The following is a 16,162-nucleotide window of genomic DNA, read 5'->3' on the forward strand; positions in this document are numbered from 1 at the left end:
CCAGCCGAAATCCATAACCGGCAAACTTGCAAATGCTTTCGGCAAGAACTGCAAGAGCAGATACTTGAAAACGGTAATGAGATTCGATACGATGACAAACAGTCCGCCTTCTCGTACCCATTATGCTGTTTCAGGGTGTTTGGCTGCAAAGCGATTCCAGAACTCCCTTCTGCTCTTCCCTATTAAGCCTGCACAGAATTCTGCTCTTTCCAGCGCTTAACATTCTTGCGGCGGCGGACAAAGTAGAACACGCACAGAGCAATGAGACCGGCATCGACAACCGCAACCGTGATATACAGCCAGTACGGAACCGGGATAGCGCTGACTTCCTGACCAATGCTATTAGCAGAGGCATAAAGGATATTATGCGTAGCAGTGCGAAGGACCTGATGACCGGCAGGAGAATTGGTGACGGCCTCACTCGGAGCCTGAATATTCATCAAAGACAGAATCAAGTCATTGCCCGCTGCGATTGCACGGTCGATGTTGATATAGGACAGCTGAAGGATGCAGTCGGTAATGACAGTGCCACGGAAGCCCCATTCGTTGCGCAGGACAGTAGTGAGCAAATCAGCATTTTCAGCAGCACAGATTTCACCGATACGGTTGAAGGAGGACATGATTCCGCGTGTACCGCCTTCCTTAACGGCAATCTCAAAGGGCTTGATATAGATTTCACGCATTGCCTGCTCGTTCACCCAAGTCAGCAGACCACCGGAATCGCGGTTGCTCTCCTGGTCATTGACGGCAAAGTGCTTGCAGTAGGTCGTAACGCCCTGAGACTGGATACCCTGCGTTTCAGCAGCAGCCATTTTACCGGAGTGCAGACCGTCCTCAGAATAATACTCGTAGTTACGTCCGCTGAACGGGCTGCGATGAATGTTCATAGCCGGGGCATACAGAGCAGCGATTTTCATAGCTATCGCTTCTTGTGCGAAGGTTTCGCCCATATCGTATGCCAGTTCGGTATTCCAGCTGCACGCCAGCACGGACTGTGCGCAGAACTGATTGCCGGTAGAGCCTGCCATAATGTTGTTGATACCGTTGGGACCATCTACCTCAGTGTAACCCAGTTTGCCTACAGACGGGACCTCCTGTGTTGCCCAGCCGCCATTGGAAACCAGATTGACCATCTCACTGACCGGAATCTGCTCCAGGAAATCATTCCATTTCGGGTCATCATAGGCAAGACCCTTCATGTCTTCAATCTTCAGACCGTGATCAACAACGGCGATGTCTTCGGCTGTGTCAACCAGACCGTTGGATGTATTGTTGATTGCCTCCAGAGCGGCAGCACCGGCTTCACGGCTCGCAGCAGCTCGCTCTTTGGGGAAAGTACCCTCCCAATCGGCACGGCTCACATAGCTTGTGCATTCGCCAAAAGAAGCATAGTCAAACTGATTGGTTGCTGCAACATCGTCGGTAGAACGGGCACCATCGTTAGAGTCGTTGTAGATTCTATCCTTGTCGATGGTGAGAGTCCGAGAATCAATGACCGTGTGGCTGTCGCTGCGCAGGCTGATCGTATATTCGCCCGCTTCGAGAACATAGGCACCGCCCTTAGCCTTCACACCGGTATAGTCGTAGGATGCCATATCCTCAGCAGTGAAAGTCAAGGTCACAGATTCGCTCTGACCGGGTTCAATCATTCCGGTCTTGCCAAAGGCTCCGAGAACGACAGAACTCTTCTCGATACCGCCCTCAGTATACGGTGCAGAGTAGTAGACCTCAACTACATCTTTACCGGCAACAGAGCCGTTATTCTTCACATTGACCGTCATGGTCACATTGTTGCCGTCAAACGAGAAATCAGAGATGCTTTCTTCAAAGTCCGTGTAAGAAAGACCATAGCCGAAAGGATACTGAACCGTGGCATCGTAGTCAATGAAGCCATCCTCAGCGGCTGTCTCATAGTAACGATAGCCTACATAGATACCCTCGATATAATCGACATAATGGTAAGCGTCCGGAGCAGCACCGCCGCCGATGGGGCTGGTGTTTACCCACTCACAGTTTGTATAGTTATAAGCGCCAATACTGTAATAGCTGGGAGCACTCTCGACCTCATAGGCGAATGTATCGGTAGTGCGGCCGGAAGGATTCACTGCGCCGCTTAAAACTTCACCGACTGCATTTGCACCGGTAGAACCCAGGCACCCAATCCAGAGTGCTGCATCCACGCCATCGTCCTCGAGGAATCCGAGTTCCATGGCATTTGTGGAGTTGACCAGAACAACTACTGTGCCGAAGTTTTCCTTCAGCATATCAAGGACCTGCTGCTCAACACTCTGCAGTTCCAGATAATGTTTACCGGCGTCGCCGCCTTTTACAACCTGCTCAACGTCCTTGCCGGAAGAAACAATCTGTGTTGTTGCATTCGGGTCCATATCCATGGGAAGGTCTGCACCTTCACCGCCGAGACGAGACACAACAAACACGGCCACATCCGAATAAGCCTTGGCGTTTGCAATCATCTCATCAGAGTATTCGCTGACGGCAGGCTCGTTGATATCAAAGTTGTTGCCGGTGAAACCGACGCCGGTACGCTCGACAAAATGGTCGTTGTAGAAAGAAACCAGCTCAGGATTGACCGAGAATCCGGCGTTGGTCAAGCCCTGCTCCAAGGTGATGTTTTTGCTGCTGTCACCGGAACCGGAACCGGAGCCGCCGTAGACAGTGTCGCGAGAGCCATAACCAAAGAGATTGATTTTGCTTCCGGAAGCGAGGGGCAGAGTCTGGTTCTTATTTTCCAGCATGACAATGCCTTCGCTTTCGACTTTCTGCGTCATATCCGCAGAAGCCTGACGGAAAGCAGCCACCTTATCCGCATCCGGTCCCTTGTACAGATAACTGTTGATGGTGGTGTAGTATTTCGGGACAAGCACACAAAGCAGTACATTCAGTACCGCAACAATAGCGCTCAGAATGCACATTATGACAAATGGCAGTTTCTTAGGCTTGCGTACTTGTTTTGCAGGGGCAGTGTTTGACATTTGAATTCCTCCTTCTGATTGACCGGACTCGGTCATTTGTCTGCATTATACCTGAAACTCTAAAAAAAGGAGGCTTTACTTCCTAAGTGGTCGTTTTTTGCTCCTGCTTTGCACAAAAAATAAAATTGCCGGGGGTATTCCCGGCAATTCAGTGTTGCTTATTCAGTTTCAACCGGCAGCGCCACACGAAGCAGGAACAACCCGTCCTCTGCTTGGACGGAAACCGTGCCGCCGTATTTCTCCGCTGTACTCCGGATGCTCTTTAACCCAAACCCATGATAGTTCGGGTCTCCTTTTGTCGTAACGGGCAATCCGTCAACAAAACGCAAGTTTCCCTCGTAGAAGTTCTCCACTTGAAGGATGGCAATGCCATGGTTCGAGAAGATGCTTACGGAAATCGCACGCTTGTCGTGGTCCTCAAGCTTATGAACGGCCTCCTCTGCGTTGTCCAGAGCGTTCCCCAGCATGGAAAACAAGTCAACCGCCTCCAAAAAACCGACTGCCTTTCCATCGGCAACACAGGTAAAGGTGATATCATTCGCAGCACACAGCAGGCTCTTTTCGGTCAGTATCGTGTCCAGAATTTCATTTCCTGTCTCGATGATAGAGTCATATACCGATACGGAGTTTTCGATTTCTTGAAGAACTGCCTTTTCCGGTGCATTACCTGTTTGCGCCACAAGCTTCTTCAACTCAGACAGCTGGCATTTCAGTGCATGGCATTTGTGGTTGATAAGCTTCACACTATCCGATGCGCGTTCATATTGCGCCTGATGACGCATCCACAACTGCTTTTGAAGCGATAGCTCCTCCTGCTGCGCCAATTTGTTTTGAAAACTCACCTGCTGCCACAGTATCAGAACACAGCATATCATCGAATATATCCTGCAACACCGATACAGGTAATTCTGGTGCTGAAAGCTGGTCTGAACAATCGCACTAAACACAATAGATATCAGTAAGACCGCTATCATTGTCGTAAAAGAATACCCGACACTCACCGAGGTATACCCATGTTTAACCATAGGGCGCGCAATCAAGAGATATATCACGACATAGACGAATGCAAATACAACAAAGGGAACGAAGACATCTACTACTATGTCTTTGAGGGAGCTATAATGAGGTTCGTTATAGCCTGCTCCGGGCTGAATCGCATCCCACGCACAAAAAGCGACATGCTGCGTGAGGTAGGCCAATGTAGTGAAATAAGCAGCCATTTTGAGTTCTACATCAAACACCGAGTATTCTATAGCAAGCAGGATAAGAAAACTGCCTATGCTCCACACCAAAGAAGCCAAATAGCTATTCAAAAGGATTTCAGGTGATGCGGTAATGCAAAGCTCCAAAACCACAAATCCAAAAATTGCTGCCAGTACAGCACGAATCAGCCAAAACTTTCTTTTTGGTTCTTTGTAAGCAAACATGAGTGCTGCAATCAGCAGCTGAACCGGTTGATGTAAAATTCTGAAGATACCTTGCAGCAAATTCACTTCATATTCCCTCCCGTCACAGAATTTGCCAGATCGCTGAGAAATGTATTCCTTCGACCGCGACTAAGGGGAAGTGCGTTCGCGCCGACAACAATGGAGTCTTTTTTTACGGCATCCACATGTCGAAGATTTACCAAGTAGCTGTTGCTGCATCTCGAAAACTGCTGGTCTTTAAGGCGGTCTTCAATTTCCTGCAAACTGCCGGAGACTTCCAGCGTTTGATTATGCAGATGCAGATATAGCCAATGCCCCCGCACCTCAATGTAGTAGATTGCCGAACTCTCAATTCGCTGCTTTTCTCCATTAACCGTAACAAAAAGATGATGCTTTTGCCTTTGAGAGGCTCGTTCAATGGCGCGAGGCAGTTTCATAGAAAGCTGCGCGTAGGTGATGGGCTTTAGTATAAAATCCAGTGCATCGACTTCATACCCCTTAATGGCATACTTTGCCATTCTGGTAATGAAAATCATAACGACAAACGCATCCTGTTCTCTGATTTTCTGAGCAGCACTCATACCGTCCAGTAGCGGCATCTCAATATCCAACAGCAGAATATCCCATATTGGTTTGTAGTTCTCAGCAATATCCATACCATCGTTAAACACCGTAATATTGCCTTCGAGTCCATGCTCATTAAGATAGCGAACGACATTATCTTTTGTTTGCTGGGCCAAATCTGCTTCGTCTTCGATAATAGCAATCTGCAGCATACCCGAAACCTCCCCATGGGATTTGCATTCTTTCTTTTCTGTCATCATTCTACCAAGTGCGACAAACAATGTCAAAAAGATTTTCAAGAGCACTTATGCGGATTTCCAGTGAATCCTCCCGCGGCTAAGGTCACGGGCTTCCCGCCTTTTTTAGGGCGGCGGCGTTCTGACAAAAGTTATGCCGGTTTCTGCTATTACTATAACGCGCTTTCGGGGGGCGTCAATACATTAAAATATATACATTTGATTCCAGATTATGGCGGCCACAAGTTTTCAACAAGTGACCGCCATGCTTGTGGAATTAAATCCGCAAATTTTCAAAAAAGAGGTGTTTTGTATAAGCAGCAAAGGATTCAACCAGCGCGATGCCTACCGTGTGATGCTGCGCAAGTATCCCGATGTGATGAACATCGAACAGATGCGCGATGCCCTGCGAATCAGCACCAAAACGGGGTACAAGCGGCGCGCCGAGGCGATGATGCGTGAGCTGCAAGACGACTTTGAGCCACCCGTTGACCCCAACGGTCCGCCCGGCAAAGCCATGCTGTTTGCGGACTATCTGGTGCAATGGCTGGAAATCGCAAAGTAAACCGTCAAGCTGACAACCTACGCCAGCTACAAAGAACTGTCGAACAGCAGGATCATTCCTTACTTTAGAAATCTCGGCGTTACGCTGGGCGACCTGAAAGCGGTTCATATCCAAGCTTTTTATCAGGAACAGTTGGAGCGTGTGAAGCCCAATACGGTCATTCACTATCATGCGGTTATCCACCGCGCCTTGAAATACGCAGTGAAAACAGACCTGATCGATGTGAACCCTGCCGACAAGGTAGACCGCCCAAAGAAAAACGAATTTACCGGGAACTTTTACAGCAAGGACGAAATGAACGCGCTGTTCGACGCTGTGCGCGGCAGTAAAATTGAGGTGGCAGTTATGTTGACCGCCTTTTATGGTCTGCGCCGCAGCGAGGTTGTAGGGCTGAAATGGGCTGCTGTGGACTTTGAGCAGAACACGATTGAAATCTGCCACACGGTCACAACGGTTCGGCTGGATGGAAAAGAAGTTCTTGTAGAATCCAATAGCACAAAAACCAAATCCAGCAAGCGCACTTTGCCGCTTGTACCGGTTTTCCGGGAACGGCTGCTTGCCTTGCAGGAAGAACAGAAAGAAAACCGCAAGCTGTGCGGTAGGTGCTACAACAAAAAATACGCAGACTACATCTGCGTAGACGCAATGGGCAATCTGCTCAAGCCGGATTATCTCTCCGATTCGTTCCAGATCATCCTGCGGAATTATCATCTGCGGCGGATTCGCTTTCACGATTTGCGCCACTCCTGTGCCAGCCTATTGCTGAAAGAGGGCGTACCGATGAAGCAGATTCAAGAGTGGTTGGGCCACAGCGATATTTCCACCACGGCGAATATCTACGCGCACTTGGATTCGCAGTCCAAGAACCTGAGCGCCCGGACGATGGCAAACACGCTGACACTGCCGGAAGCGCAGCCCATAAAGAAGTGGTAACATGAACAGAGGGCGGCACCTGAGAAATCGGGTGCCGCCTTTTTTGCTGTCAATTTGTACCCAAGCGGCAGGAAAAATCTTGTGTAGTTCTGTGAATAGCTATTTGCCGCGATTGCTGGTATGATTTGTACCGAACCCGAAAATCACTACTTGAAAATAAAGGGGAGATGGTTATAAGAAAAGCAACGGAATTTTGCAAAGCGGCAATAAAAAATCACTACCCAATGTGAAATTGAGTAGTGATACTTGGCGCAGGCGGTGGGATTCGAACCCACGGAACTCTTTCGAGTTCAACTGATTTCGAGTCAAGTACATCAAGGTATTCGTCTTATATCTCTTTATTCTGCTTTGCGTTGAACCGTCTGTTTTCTGTTCTTACGCTTGTTTTTGATATTTTGACTTATTTCGTTTTATATGTTGCCCGTGGCCGTTTGGGCAACATTTAGGCAACAATCGTTTTTCGGGCAACACTTTTTGGCACAACACAGGGAAAATTGAAAATTTGTACAGAATTTGAAGATTTGGCTATATTTCAGTCCAAATCTTTTTTCTTTGTATGGAGATTTTACCGTGAAAAACGCAAATTCTGCTGCTGAAAGTGGTGCTTTTGTCCGTAAAACGCGCGGATACTCTGTTGTGCAGAACGAGGCACTGTTCAACGATAGCTTATCCATGAGCGCTAAAGGGTTGTATGCCTTGATTGCTGCCCGTATTGATTATACCGCAGTACCGCTGACAAAGCAATGGCTGATGAACCACTGCACCGAGGGCGAACGCGCCTTTAACCGTGCATGGGATATGTTGAAAAATAATGGCTATTTGGTTGCGCACGTTCGTCCGGCAAATCGTGGACGATTCTGCTATGAGTATGAACTGCGCGATTCCAATAACGGTTGGAACGGTGTGTATTTAATCTATTACGATGCACAGGGAAACATCAGCAATACCAATCTGACGAAAGCCAACCACACCCTACAAAATGTACCTACTGGTATGACCACTACCCACAAAACCGCACCAGTGGTAACCACACCTGTGGTAAGCGCAGTGGCGGTAATGTAGGCGGTATTATAATTACTATAATTAAATACTCTTAGTAATTACTATATCAAATACTATAAATAAGCCATCTGAAAAAGAAAAAGGACAGTGCAGAAAATTTGCCGCACAACAGTCTCTCTTTTTCAGAAGGCTTGCAGAATGAAAGGGTTACACAATGAAAATGGAATATGTGAATGTAAACGGCTATCTGATTCCAAAGTTGGAAAATGGTCCAATCACAGACAACACCATTGGAAAATACGGCATGATGCGAGCGCGATACCTTGATGAGCATCGACCAATGGAGCGCGACCAGATGTTGTTGGATGGAACGCTGGCACAGCACCTCACGAACATTGACTGCGAGGCACATCGTCAAGTTGAAAGTCTTACCAAAGTATTGGCAGCGGAAGCCAAAATCAATGAAGAAATGAAACGTTGTAACCCGCTGGAATGGGCAGCAGCTATGCAAGGCTTGCAAGCACAGGCCGAAGAAATTGTGTGTGCTGAACTGATTTACGCAGAGGAAAACACGAACGATTCACTCTCTTTACCGGGAAAGTGATAGCGTTCCCGGACAGTGCGGCAAGCACGTCATTATGCTGTCATGCCAGCATAACGACCGTTTGTTAGGGGCAAGCCCCTAAGACCCCGATAGGAGAAAGCAAATGTTAAAACGTCAAAAACAAGTAACGGTACGTTTTACCGAAGAAGAATACCATCAACTGAAAAATAAATGCGATGCAGCCGGTATGAAGATGGAGCCATTTCTCCGAGCGTTGGTTAGTGGCTGTACAATACGCGAACGCCCGCCGGATAGCTATAAAGCCTTGGCAGCACAGGTAGCCGCAGTCGGCAACAATTTGAACCAGCTTACCCGGCTGGCCAACAGTACAGGCAAGATTGAAAATGCTCAACTTGCCGAGGCGAGCCGCATCATGCAGCGCATCTGGCAGTTTATGCAGGAGAAAAGTTAATGGCTATTACAAAGATTTTGCCCGTTCGTGGGCAACTAAAAGGCTGCTTAGACTATGCTGCCAATCCGCAAAAGACAGAATATTTCAGTACGGCAGATATGCAGCGGTTAATCGACTACACACAGAACAAGGATAAAACCGAACACCAGCTTTATGTTTCGGGCTTTAATTGTATGCCGCAAAATGCTTATTGCATTATGCAGGCAACGAAACAACGATGGGGCAAGCCTTTGAACGGTGGCAATGTGGGCTATCACATTATTCAAAGTTTTAAGCCCGGAGAAGCAACGCCGGATCAAGTGCATGAAATTGGCTGCGAATTCGCACGGCGATTCTTAGCAGATCGGTTTGAATGTACCGTCAGCACCCATTTAGACAAAGGCCACTTGCATAACCATATTGTTGTAAACTCGGTTTCGTTTATGGATGGTCGAATGTTTCGTAATGATTTTACTACTTACTACAAGGGTATTCGAGCTATTTCCGACGAACTGTGCCGCGAAAACCGCTTGTCGGTTGTAGAAACAGACGGACACGGGAAATCTTACGGCGAGTGGAAACATGAAAAAGAGGGCACACCTACGCTACGCGGTATGGTAAAAGCCGATGTTGAAATGGCGATGGCTTCCGCAGACAGCTTTGCCGGATTTATTGCAGAGTTGCAGCAAATGGGTTATAAGGTGAAATACGGACCGAAGGTTACACATATGGCTGTGCGCCACAAAGATGCACAGAGAAATATTCGATTGGATAAGATTAGTCCACGCTTCAGCGAGGACGCCTTGCGGAGTTACTTCCAAGAGTTGCGTAAACTTCCACTCGCAATGCAGCAAGAATACAAGCAGCAAACAGTACCTCATCCACCACGCTGGCAGCCGAAAGAGCTGCCTATGCCTGTTCGCCGCCGCGCACGGTATCGCGGCAAGCTGAGCCATAACTGCCGAAAAATCACCGGATTTATGGCTTGCTATTATCGCTACTGCGCATTGCTGAGAAAAGCATATAAAGGTAAGGTTAGCAAGCGTTGCTATTACTTGCTGCGTGATGATTTCCTGCGGTACAATCGCTATCGGCGGCAATGCGACTTTTTATGGGAACAGCGGATTACAACACTTGACGAGCTTTTGCCTTGTAAGGAAAACCTGCAAGCCGAATATAACGCCCTTATAGCGCAGCGCAAAGCGCTCTATCGTAGTAAGGACAAAGTTGCCAATACTGACCGCTTAAGCCAAATACAGACGCTCACAGCCCGTATTAGAGAATTGCGGCGAGATATTGCTACTTGTGCAAATATCGAAATGGATTGTGAAACGGTACAGGATAAGTGTCAGAAAGTAAAAACATCTGAAAATAGAACATTAGCCGTTTACCAAAGCAATCGGGAAAGATTTGCGCTTAATAGCTACTGCCATAAATAGATCGTCTCATTGTAGTTTTAGATGCATACACACAGAAGCACTTACAGTTTTCTGGTTGAATAGTTATCGAGATGTTTGCCTATATGTGATATGACAATTTTGGATGTTTCAGGATCAAGACAAAGATAAATCCGAACAGAGCGTTGATCCATGTCATCATTTCCGCAGGCGATATGGGCTTCTACATTTATTTTCCTGTTACAGTAAATGTCTTCATATTGTCGCATCAAATTCTTGTCTGCGCGCGTCATACTGCCTTGTCCTCGTTTATACTTGAAATTACTGCTTCTGGAATTGAATGCCGCTTCCAAATCGGTGTAAGAACCATCTACCCACAGGCTATATAGAGTATCTCCTATCTCACAAAGTGCATTCCAAAGAACCTCTGCTTTCGTGTTGCAATCGTTCAGGCTTTTCAGCGCTCGCTCCGTGAAAAAAATTCGATCCGAATAATGCAAAGAAATGTATTCCACAACACTTTTCGCATCGGAAGGATAACTGTGGAACTTACGCATTCTCTCTAACGAAGATAAGACTTCATTATAATTTGCTGCTTGTTCACGATAAATTCCGGCAGTAACATTTGCATTTCTGATTTCCTTCTTTGCATCGTCGAGTTCTTGCTGCAATGTTTCATTGCGAATTTGGGTTTCCAACAGGGTTTCTTCTATATACCTCTTTTCCTGTTCACTGTCAGCGGCGGCATTCAGCATTTCTTCTGCCGTACTAGTAGAGTTCGCTTCCCGTTCTTTCAACTCGCTGATACGCTTTTGTGCGGTAAGCGTATCCTTTTTTCTGCGACAGTTTTCAACTGTAAAAAGATCATCATAAAAGTGTACGTCTTGAACTAGCGCCCGACGTAGAATGTCGTAAATCACGGAGTCGCTTTGATCCTGCATTTTGAGCAGTTGATTTGCAGTAATCAAGCGATGTCGGCGGCTATCATCTTTTTCTTTTACTCTGGGATGCCCAGCATAAATTCTGATGCTACCAGAATAACAAGCGTATTCTTGGGGGCAAAGCTGAGTCATTTCCCGACTAAAATCCACGCTATCTGCGTAACAAACAATCGCGTTCATGTCAAGGATTCTGGCCACATACGCTGGGTCAAGGAGCGTACGTTCTGTTTTATCATCCATTGTACGAGGACTTATATATACTACTGGAATTTCACGCAGTGGATTGGAAACAAGTTCCCAAAAATCATAGTACTGCCCCGGTACAAAATGAAGAGGTTTATCAGTAGGTACATATCCATTTATGGAACAGCTCAATCGTTTGCTGTGACGAAGCCGGTGAATGATACCCGGTGTATTAAATTCGGGATCATCTTGACAAGGACCAATGAATCCAGGACGGTCTAAGTAAGCTGTAATGAGCGTGATTGTGGCTACACCCGGTTCTGTTTGACAAAAACCAATTTCAGTCATCCATTCTCTAGGGGCAAAACCGACTTCACCTGCGGGAGGTTCCTTAATTTGACATGCCCAATAGCATTTTTGCTCATCTAAACAAAAGCAAGAATACAAAACAACCTGACCGCTTTTAGATCTGATGGTTTTTCCTCTTTTCCAATCAGACCACACCTGTGTTTTTTCTGGGAGGGGGTCTCCTCTTTTGCGGTATTTAACGGTGATCCAATAGCGAATTTCTTCAATCATATCCCATAGAATATCGCCGCGAGAATCTTTACAGGCTTGTAAATCAAACGCCGCCTTATAAAATACTTTATATCCAATGTGTTCCATTCTAATCCTCACTTTTAGCGTAGAGCAGCGTAATCACGCAGCCACTGCATTTGCATTCACGCGCTCTATTGCCTTACGAATTCCTGCCCATACAGACAAATCGGTGAACACTTCCACGATGCTGCCGCGGTCGGTAAAGGGGGCTTCCTGCAATACGGACAAATCTTTCATCATGCCATTGTGGACAATGTACTCTACAATCTGGTTCACAAAATAAATTTGTCGACTGTCAAGGCTGGCATCGTTCAGGTATTGCGCAAAGGCCTCTTTGGCGGCGTTCATGTCAAGGCCGACAATCTCCCTCACAAACTCGCCCAAAGGCTTTTGACCGTACTCGGCTTCATAGTCCTGCTTTGTGCCGACTTCGTTCCACAGAATTTCTTCCAGCGCCTTTACATCATCGCTATTCAGCGGAATGTTGCCTTTCAGTTTGGCAATAACGGCGTTATCCGTATGCTGCCGCACATAAAATTCTGCCTTGGCCTTGTAATTTTTCAAGTCATCGTTTTCCAACTCGGACTCGTTCCAATCTTCGGACAGAATTGCATCATCGAAATTGGTATCATAGCGAACTTTTACGATGGGAATATACTTGATAAGGTCGCGTAGGTTTTCGCGAATATGCTCAAATTCGTTGATCCCGGCTGTTTCCAAATAATCCGTGTGCAAAATCTTATTGAGAAGATCGGATTGTGCCATGATTTCTGGGATGTTTGCAACAGACGCAACGGCAGCAACCTTTTTCATCAAATCGCTGCGTGCCTTGCCATACTTTTTTCCTACAAGGTAGGCAAGCTCTATACCGTACATCAGGGCATCAAAGCGCATTGCCTTGGGGTCATCTTCTTCGGGGGTAATCAGCGGCGCTAACTCCTGCCCCATCAGCAAGGTGTCCTCATAGGTCAGAGCGGTGTAGTTGTCCGCGTTGGCATACAATTCCACATATTTCAAGTGTTGGCGCACAGCAAAGTTGTCTTTATTCAACTCCTGTACTTTGCGCACCATATCATCCACAAGTGCCTTGCGGAACGCAATCAAATCAGTGGTCTGATATGCCAAATCTTGCAACTTAAAAGCAATCTGCGCTTTCAAGTGGAAAATTGCCCCTTGCAGCGCAATCATGTTAGCAGTGGGTTTTCCCTTGCTCATGCGGAAAAACTCAAAGTTCCCGCAGAAGTCAAAGATATAAAATTTGTCTTTATCCTTGCCGTCCAACAGAGCAGGGCAAAGGCGTGTACCGCGGCCAATCATCTGCCAGAACTTTGCCTTGCTCATAACTTTTTTGAAAAACACAAGGTTCAGCACTTCTGGCACATCGATACCGGTGTCCAGCATATCTACGGAAATTGCAATCTGGGGCAACTTTTTCGGGTCAGAGAATTCATCAATCGCGCTTTGGGCATAGGTCATATAGTTGTCGATGACCTTGGCAAAGCCGGGCAAATGGGGGTATTCTTTATTGAATACCTCCAATATTTTTTCCGCGTGGTCATGGTTCTTTGCAAAGATGATTGTCTTGCCCAGCTTGTTGCCGTAATCGATTTTGATACCTTTTGTCATCAGGGTATTCAGAACCTTGGAAATTGTATCCTCGTTAAAGACCCATTCGTTCAGTTTCGACGAATCGATTCTTTCAGGCAACTCTCCGTTTTCGTCCTCAAATGTGCTCTCGTAAATCTGTTTTTCTTCATCCGAAAGTGCATCGTAAACAATGCCTTCCTCAATAAACTTCAACTTCGTTTCAACGGACAAAAAATCCACAAGATACCCATCTTTAACGGCTTGCGCCAGCTCGTAACCGTAGGTAGGCACACCGTTTTCCAGTTCAAAAATCTCATAGGTGTTCTTGTCGATTTCGTCCTTGGGCGTTGCAGTCAAGCCGACCAGTGGCGCATCAAAGTAGTTGAAAATGTCTTTATACTTGTTGTAAACCGAGCGGTGCGCTTCGTCGCAAATTACCAAGTCAAAGTGCCCGCAAGTGAACAGCTTGCCGTTCTCGTCCTGCACACTGTCAATGACATTGTACATGGTTTGATACGTGGAAAACACACAATGCGCCGTGTAGTTGTCCTTCTCTTCGCAGAGGTTTGTAACCGACAAATCCGGCAGCAGATTCACAAAGCTGCGCTTTGCCTGCGTGACAAGGCTGTTGCGGTCCGCCAGAAACAGGATGTTCTTCACCCAGCCGTGTTGCAGCAGAACATCACACAAGGCAATCACTGTGCGCGTTTTGCCGGAGCCGGTGGCCATAACCAGAAGCGCCTTGCGACGATTACGAGTGAAAGCATCGCAAGTTGCCTTGATAGCCCCCTCCTGATAGTAACGCCCGGCAATATTGCGGTCTACCATCACATTCCGCAGGCTGGTGCGCATGGATTGCAGGTTGAACAGTTTTTCCAAATCGCGTTTGGAATAAATGGCGGCGCACCTGCGCTCCGGGTAAATATTGTCGGTAATGCGTGTTTCAAAGCCGTTGGTCAAAAAGATGACCGGGCGGCGGTGATACTTCTTTTCCAGCAGATCAGCATACAATTTTGCCTGCTGGCGTCCTTTTGCTACATCCACACAGGTGCGCTTGGCTTCTACCACAGCCAAGGGGCGGCCATCATCACCGTAAAGCACATAATCGGCATAGCCTACCTCGGATTTATTGGGCATACCGGGCAGTTCCACTTCGTTCAGCCAGTCTTTGCCCTCGGTCCAGCCCGCATCGGTAAGCATGGTATCAATGTACAGCTTGCGGGTCTTGTACTCGGACAGATCAAGCGGTTTGGGCACATAGGTCTGCTGCTGTTCCGCGCGGCGGGCGGTGAGTTCTTCTTTCAGTGCGGCGTTTTCTGCCATAAGGGCGGCAAGGTCAATGTCCTTTTCTTCGTCAGGCTGTGCTGCAGGGGCTTCGGCGGGCTGCTCCAGCAGAGCGCGATCAAAGTGTCCGGCAGTATAGTTTTCCCCATAGCAATATGCCACAAAGTCGAGAAAAATGTACAAGTTTTCAAGGCATAGTTCAGCTTGTTCTTCGGTGATTTTTTTGCCGCTGTGGGCCGCATTATTCCCCATGCGGCGGATAAAATCCATGCGCCGCCAGATGTCCGTGCCGACAATATCCCGGAAATCCTCGGCGTTCATCAGGCTGACCAGCGTGTCCTGATAGGGCATGGCCAACGCCTTATCGACCGAGTACATCCATTTTACAGCAAACTCCATCGCTCTGCGGCAGTTGAGGACGCAGGCGGACGGGTCGATATGTAAGATACGCTCGGCGGAGACAGCGACAGAGGCAAAGCTCTCAAATTGTGGGGTAGAAGTAAAGGAGTCAAAATTATTCATAATCGTGACCTTCCCTCAATAGATAAAGTGAATCATTTTAAGTCAAGAACTTTCTCAATTTTGAGTTTCTTCTTTGTGATCATTTTTAGAACAAATGCTTCATAGCTTTCTTCTGGATAATTTGGATTATCGCGTTCTTCATATATATCCTCTGTTTCAGTAAGTAATTTGCCAAAACTAGAAAGGGCAAGAGCCAATTTGGTCGGAGCCCCTTTTTTTATTAGAACTTTAATTTGTTTTGGAAGTTCTGCGTACAGGATTTTTAACTGTTCTAAATGTTCTGGCAGTGTCATATCAGAGACTTCTTTAAAAGTTGTTTCCATTCTGTTATATATGATTTTCTCAATATCTGAGGCAGTGGCCTTTTCGCATTTTGTGCCGCGTCTAACATATATAGCATCTTTTTCTAATCCGGTTGTTTCGCTTTGAGAAACAAAAGGCAATCTATCCGGGGTATCGGAAACAATCATCATTTGAAATTTTTTGTTCTGCATTTTTTCATACTCAGAAGAATCGTATGAAAAATCCAAAACTTGATAATCCAACTCTGCTGGAACCAATTTGTGAATATCGTCATTTATGATTGCTTTGTCTTTGAAATTTTCTAACCCTGTTGGTGTAAGCGTCCCATCGTCTTCCTCCTTAACACCAACAATAATAGCACCGCCGTTGGAATTTGCCATTGCGAGCATGGTTTTTGCCAAATGCCCCTTATCGATCCAAGTCGCTTTATAGTCTACTTCGTCTAATTCTCCACAGTTTTTTGACAGAAAATTTCGGAAATTGTCTTTTGTTGGTTCTTTCAAAAATTCATCATAAAATTTGTCTCTGATTTGGGGATTCATAATATGCCTCCTTACCCGAAATGGATTCAATAGCGAAAAATAGTAATTCTTAGGGGGGCTTCCTATACAGCAATTTTGATTTGTCGAC

At 46.6% G+C, this 16,162-nt stretch carries 12 protein-coding genes and 1 pseudogene; 7 read left to right on the plus strand and 6 right to left on the minus strand.

Annotation, left to right across the window (positions count from 1 at the left end; genetic code table 11):
• Positions 1–182 precede the first annotated feature (182 nt).
• The 3 genes from Q0I19_RS10050 to Q0I19_RS10060 form a co-directional block, all read right to left on the minus strand.
• Positions 183–2,993, minus strand: coding sequence for a glycoside hydrolase family 3 N-terminal domain-containing protein (locus Q0I19_RS10050; protein ID WP_294761125.1), 2,811 nt, complete (start codon positions 2,991–2,993; stop codon positions 183–185).
• Positions 2,994–3,151: 158 nt separating this feature from the next.
• Entirely contained in the window at positions 3,152–4,486 is a 1,335-nt protein-coding gene (locus tag Q0I19_RS10055; protein ID WP_294761122.1) for an ATP-binding protein, read from the minus strand.
• Positions 4,483–5,196, minus strand: coding sequence for a LytTR family DNA-binding domain-containing protein (locus Q0I19_RS10060; protein ID WP_294761119.1), 714 nt, complete (start codon positions 5,194–5,196; stop codon positions 4,483–4,485). Before Q0I19_RS10060 ends, Q0I19_RS10055 begins: the two co-directional genes overlap by 4 nt.
• A 379-nt stretch (positions 5,197–5,575) precedes the next feature.
• On the opposite strand from Q0I19_RS10060, the gene Q0I19_RS10065 reads away from it, so the two are divergent.
• From Q0I19_RS10065 to Q0I19_RS10090, 7 genes and pseudogenes are all read left to right on the plus strand, one after another.
• Positions 5,576–5,785 (plus strand): hypothetical protein, encoded by a 210-nt coding sequence (locus tag Q0I19_RS10065; protein WP_294761219.1) that lies wholly within the window; start codon positions 5,576–5,578, stop codon positions 5,783–5,785.
• A 9-nt stretch (positions 5,786–5,794) separates the two neighbouring features.
• Positions 5,795–5,902 (plus strand): annotated as a pseudogene (locus Q0I19_RS11470) (hypothetical protein); the annotation flags it as partial.
• 24 nt (positions 5,903–5,926) lie between these two features.
• Positions 5,927–6,718, plus strand: coding sequence for a site-specific integrase (locus Q0I19_RS10070; protein WP_294761117.1), 792 nt, complete (start codon positions 5,927–5,929; stop codon positions 6,716–6,718).
• Positions 6,719–7,288: 570 nt separating this feature from the next.
• Positions 7,289–7,780 (plus strand): hypothetical protein, encoded by a 492-nt coding sequence (locus Q0I19_RS10075; RefSeq protein ID WP_294761116.1) that lies wholly within the window; start codon positions 7,289–7,291, stop codon positions 7,778–7,780.
• Between the two features lie 154 nt (positions 7,781–7,934).
• Entirely contained in the window at positions 7,935–8,324 is a 390-nt protein-coding gene (locus tag Q0I19_RS10080; protein WP_176857861.1) for a TnpV protein, read from the plus strand.
• Between the two features lie 103 nt (positions 8,325–8,427).
• A complete protein-coding gene (locus tag Q0I19_RS10085; protein WP_278544436.1) occupies positions 8,428–8,736 on the plus strand; it encodes a MobC family plasmid mobilization relaxosome protein in 309 nt (102 codons plus the stop codon).
• On the plus strand, positions 8,736–10,154 hold the full coding sequence (locus tag Q0I19_RS10090; protein WP_294761112.1) for a relaxase/mobilization nuclease domain-containing protein: 1,419 nt from the start codon (positions 8,736–8,738) through the stop codon (positions 10,152–10,154). Before Q0I19_RS10085 ends, Q0I19_RS10090 begins: the two co-directional genes overlap by 1 nt.
• Positions 10,155–10,195: 41 nt before the next feature.
• Here Q0I19_RS10090 and Q0I19_RS10095 read toward each other — a convergent pair whose 3' ends face one another.
• The 3 genes from Q0I19_RS10095 to Q0I19_RS10105 are packed head-to-tail and all read right to left on the minus strand — an operon-like array spanning position 10,196 to position 16,074.
• Entirely contained in the window at positions 10,196–11,902 is a 1,707-nt protein-coding gene (locus tag Q0I19_RS10095; RefSeq protein ID WP_294761110.1) for a hypothetical protein, read from the minus strand.
• Positions 11,903–11,935: 33 nt separating this feature from the next.
• Entirely contained in the window at positions 11,936–15,229 is a 3,294-nt protein-coding gene (locus tag Q0I19_RS10100; protein WP_294761109.1) for a DEAD/DEAH box helicase family protein, read from the minus strand.
• Positions 15,230–15,261: 32 nt separating this feature from the next.
• Positions 15,262–16,074 carry an ATP-binding protein gene (locus tag Q0I19_RS10105; protein ID WP_294761107.1) on the minus strand — a complete coding sequence of 271 codons (813 nt, stop codon included), beginning with the start codon at positions 16,072–16,074 and terminating at the stop codon, positions 15,262–15,264.
• Between the last annotated feature and the right edge of the window lie 88 nt (positions 16,075–16,162).

Source organism: uncultured Gemmiger sp., from assembly GCF_934561205.1.
In the GTDB taxonomy this organism is placed as follows: domain Bacteria; phylum Bacillota; class Clostridia; order Oscillospirales; family Ruminococcaceae; genus Gemmiger.

What these genes read in the sequence shown, in the direction of transcription:
- Q0I19_RS10080 (WP_176857861.1), top strand. Translation starts at nt 7,935, where the DNA reads ATGAAAATGGAATATGTGAATGTAAACGGCTATCTGATTCCAAAGTTG.
- Q0I19_RS10090 (WP_294761112.1), top strand. Translation starts at nt 8,736, where the DNA reads ATGGCTATTACAAAGATTTTGCCCGTTCGTGGGCAACTAAAAGGCTGC.
- Q0I19_RS10050 (WP_294761125.1), bottom strand. Translation starts at nt 2,993, where the DNA reads ATGTCAAACACTGCCCCTGCAAAACAAGTACGCAAGCCTAAGAAACTG.
- Q0I19_RS10065 (WP_294761219.1), top strand. Translation starts at nt 5,576, where the DNA reads ATGCTGCGCAAGTATCCCGATGTGATGAACATCGAACAGATGCGCGAT.
- Q0I19_RS10105 (WP_294761107.1), bottom strand. Translation starts at nt 16,074, where the DNA reads ATGAATCCCCAAATCAGAGACAAATTTTATGATGAATTTTTGAAAGAA.
- Q0I19_RS10085 (WP_278544436.1), top strand. Translation starts at nt 8,428, where the DNA reads ATGTTAAAACGTCAAAAACAAGTAACGGTACGTTTTACCGAAGAAGAA.
- Q0I19_RS10100 (WP_294761109.1), bottom strand. Translation starts at nt 15,229, where the DNA reads ATGAATAATTTTGACTCCTTTACTTCTACCCCACAATTTGAGAGCTTT.
- Q0I19_RS10095 (WP_294761110.1), bottom strand. Translation starts at nt 11,902, where the DNA reads ATGGAACACATTGGATATAAAGTATTTTATAAGGCGGCGTTTGATTTA.
- Q0I19_RS10060 (WP_294761119.1), bottom strand. Translation starts at nt 5,196, where the DNA reads ATGCTGCAGATTGCTATTATCGAAGACGAAGCAGATTTGGCCCAGCAA.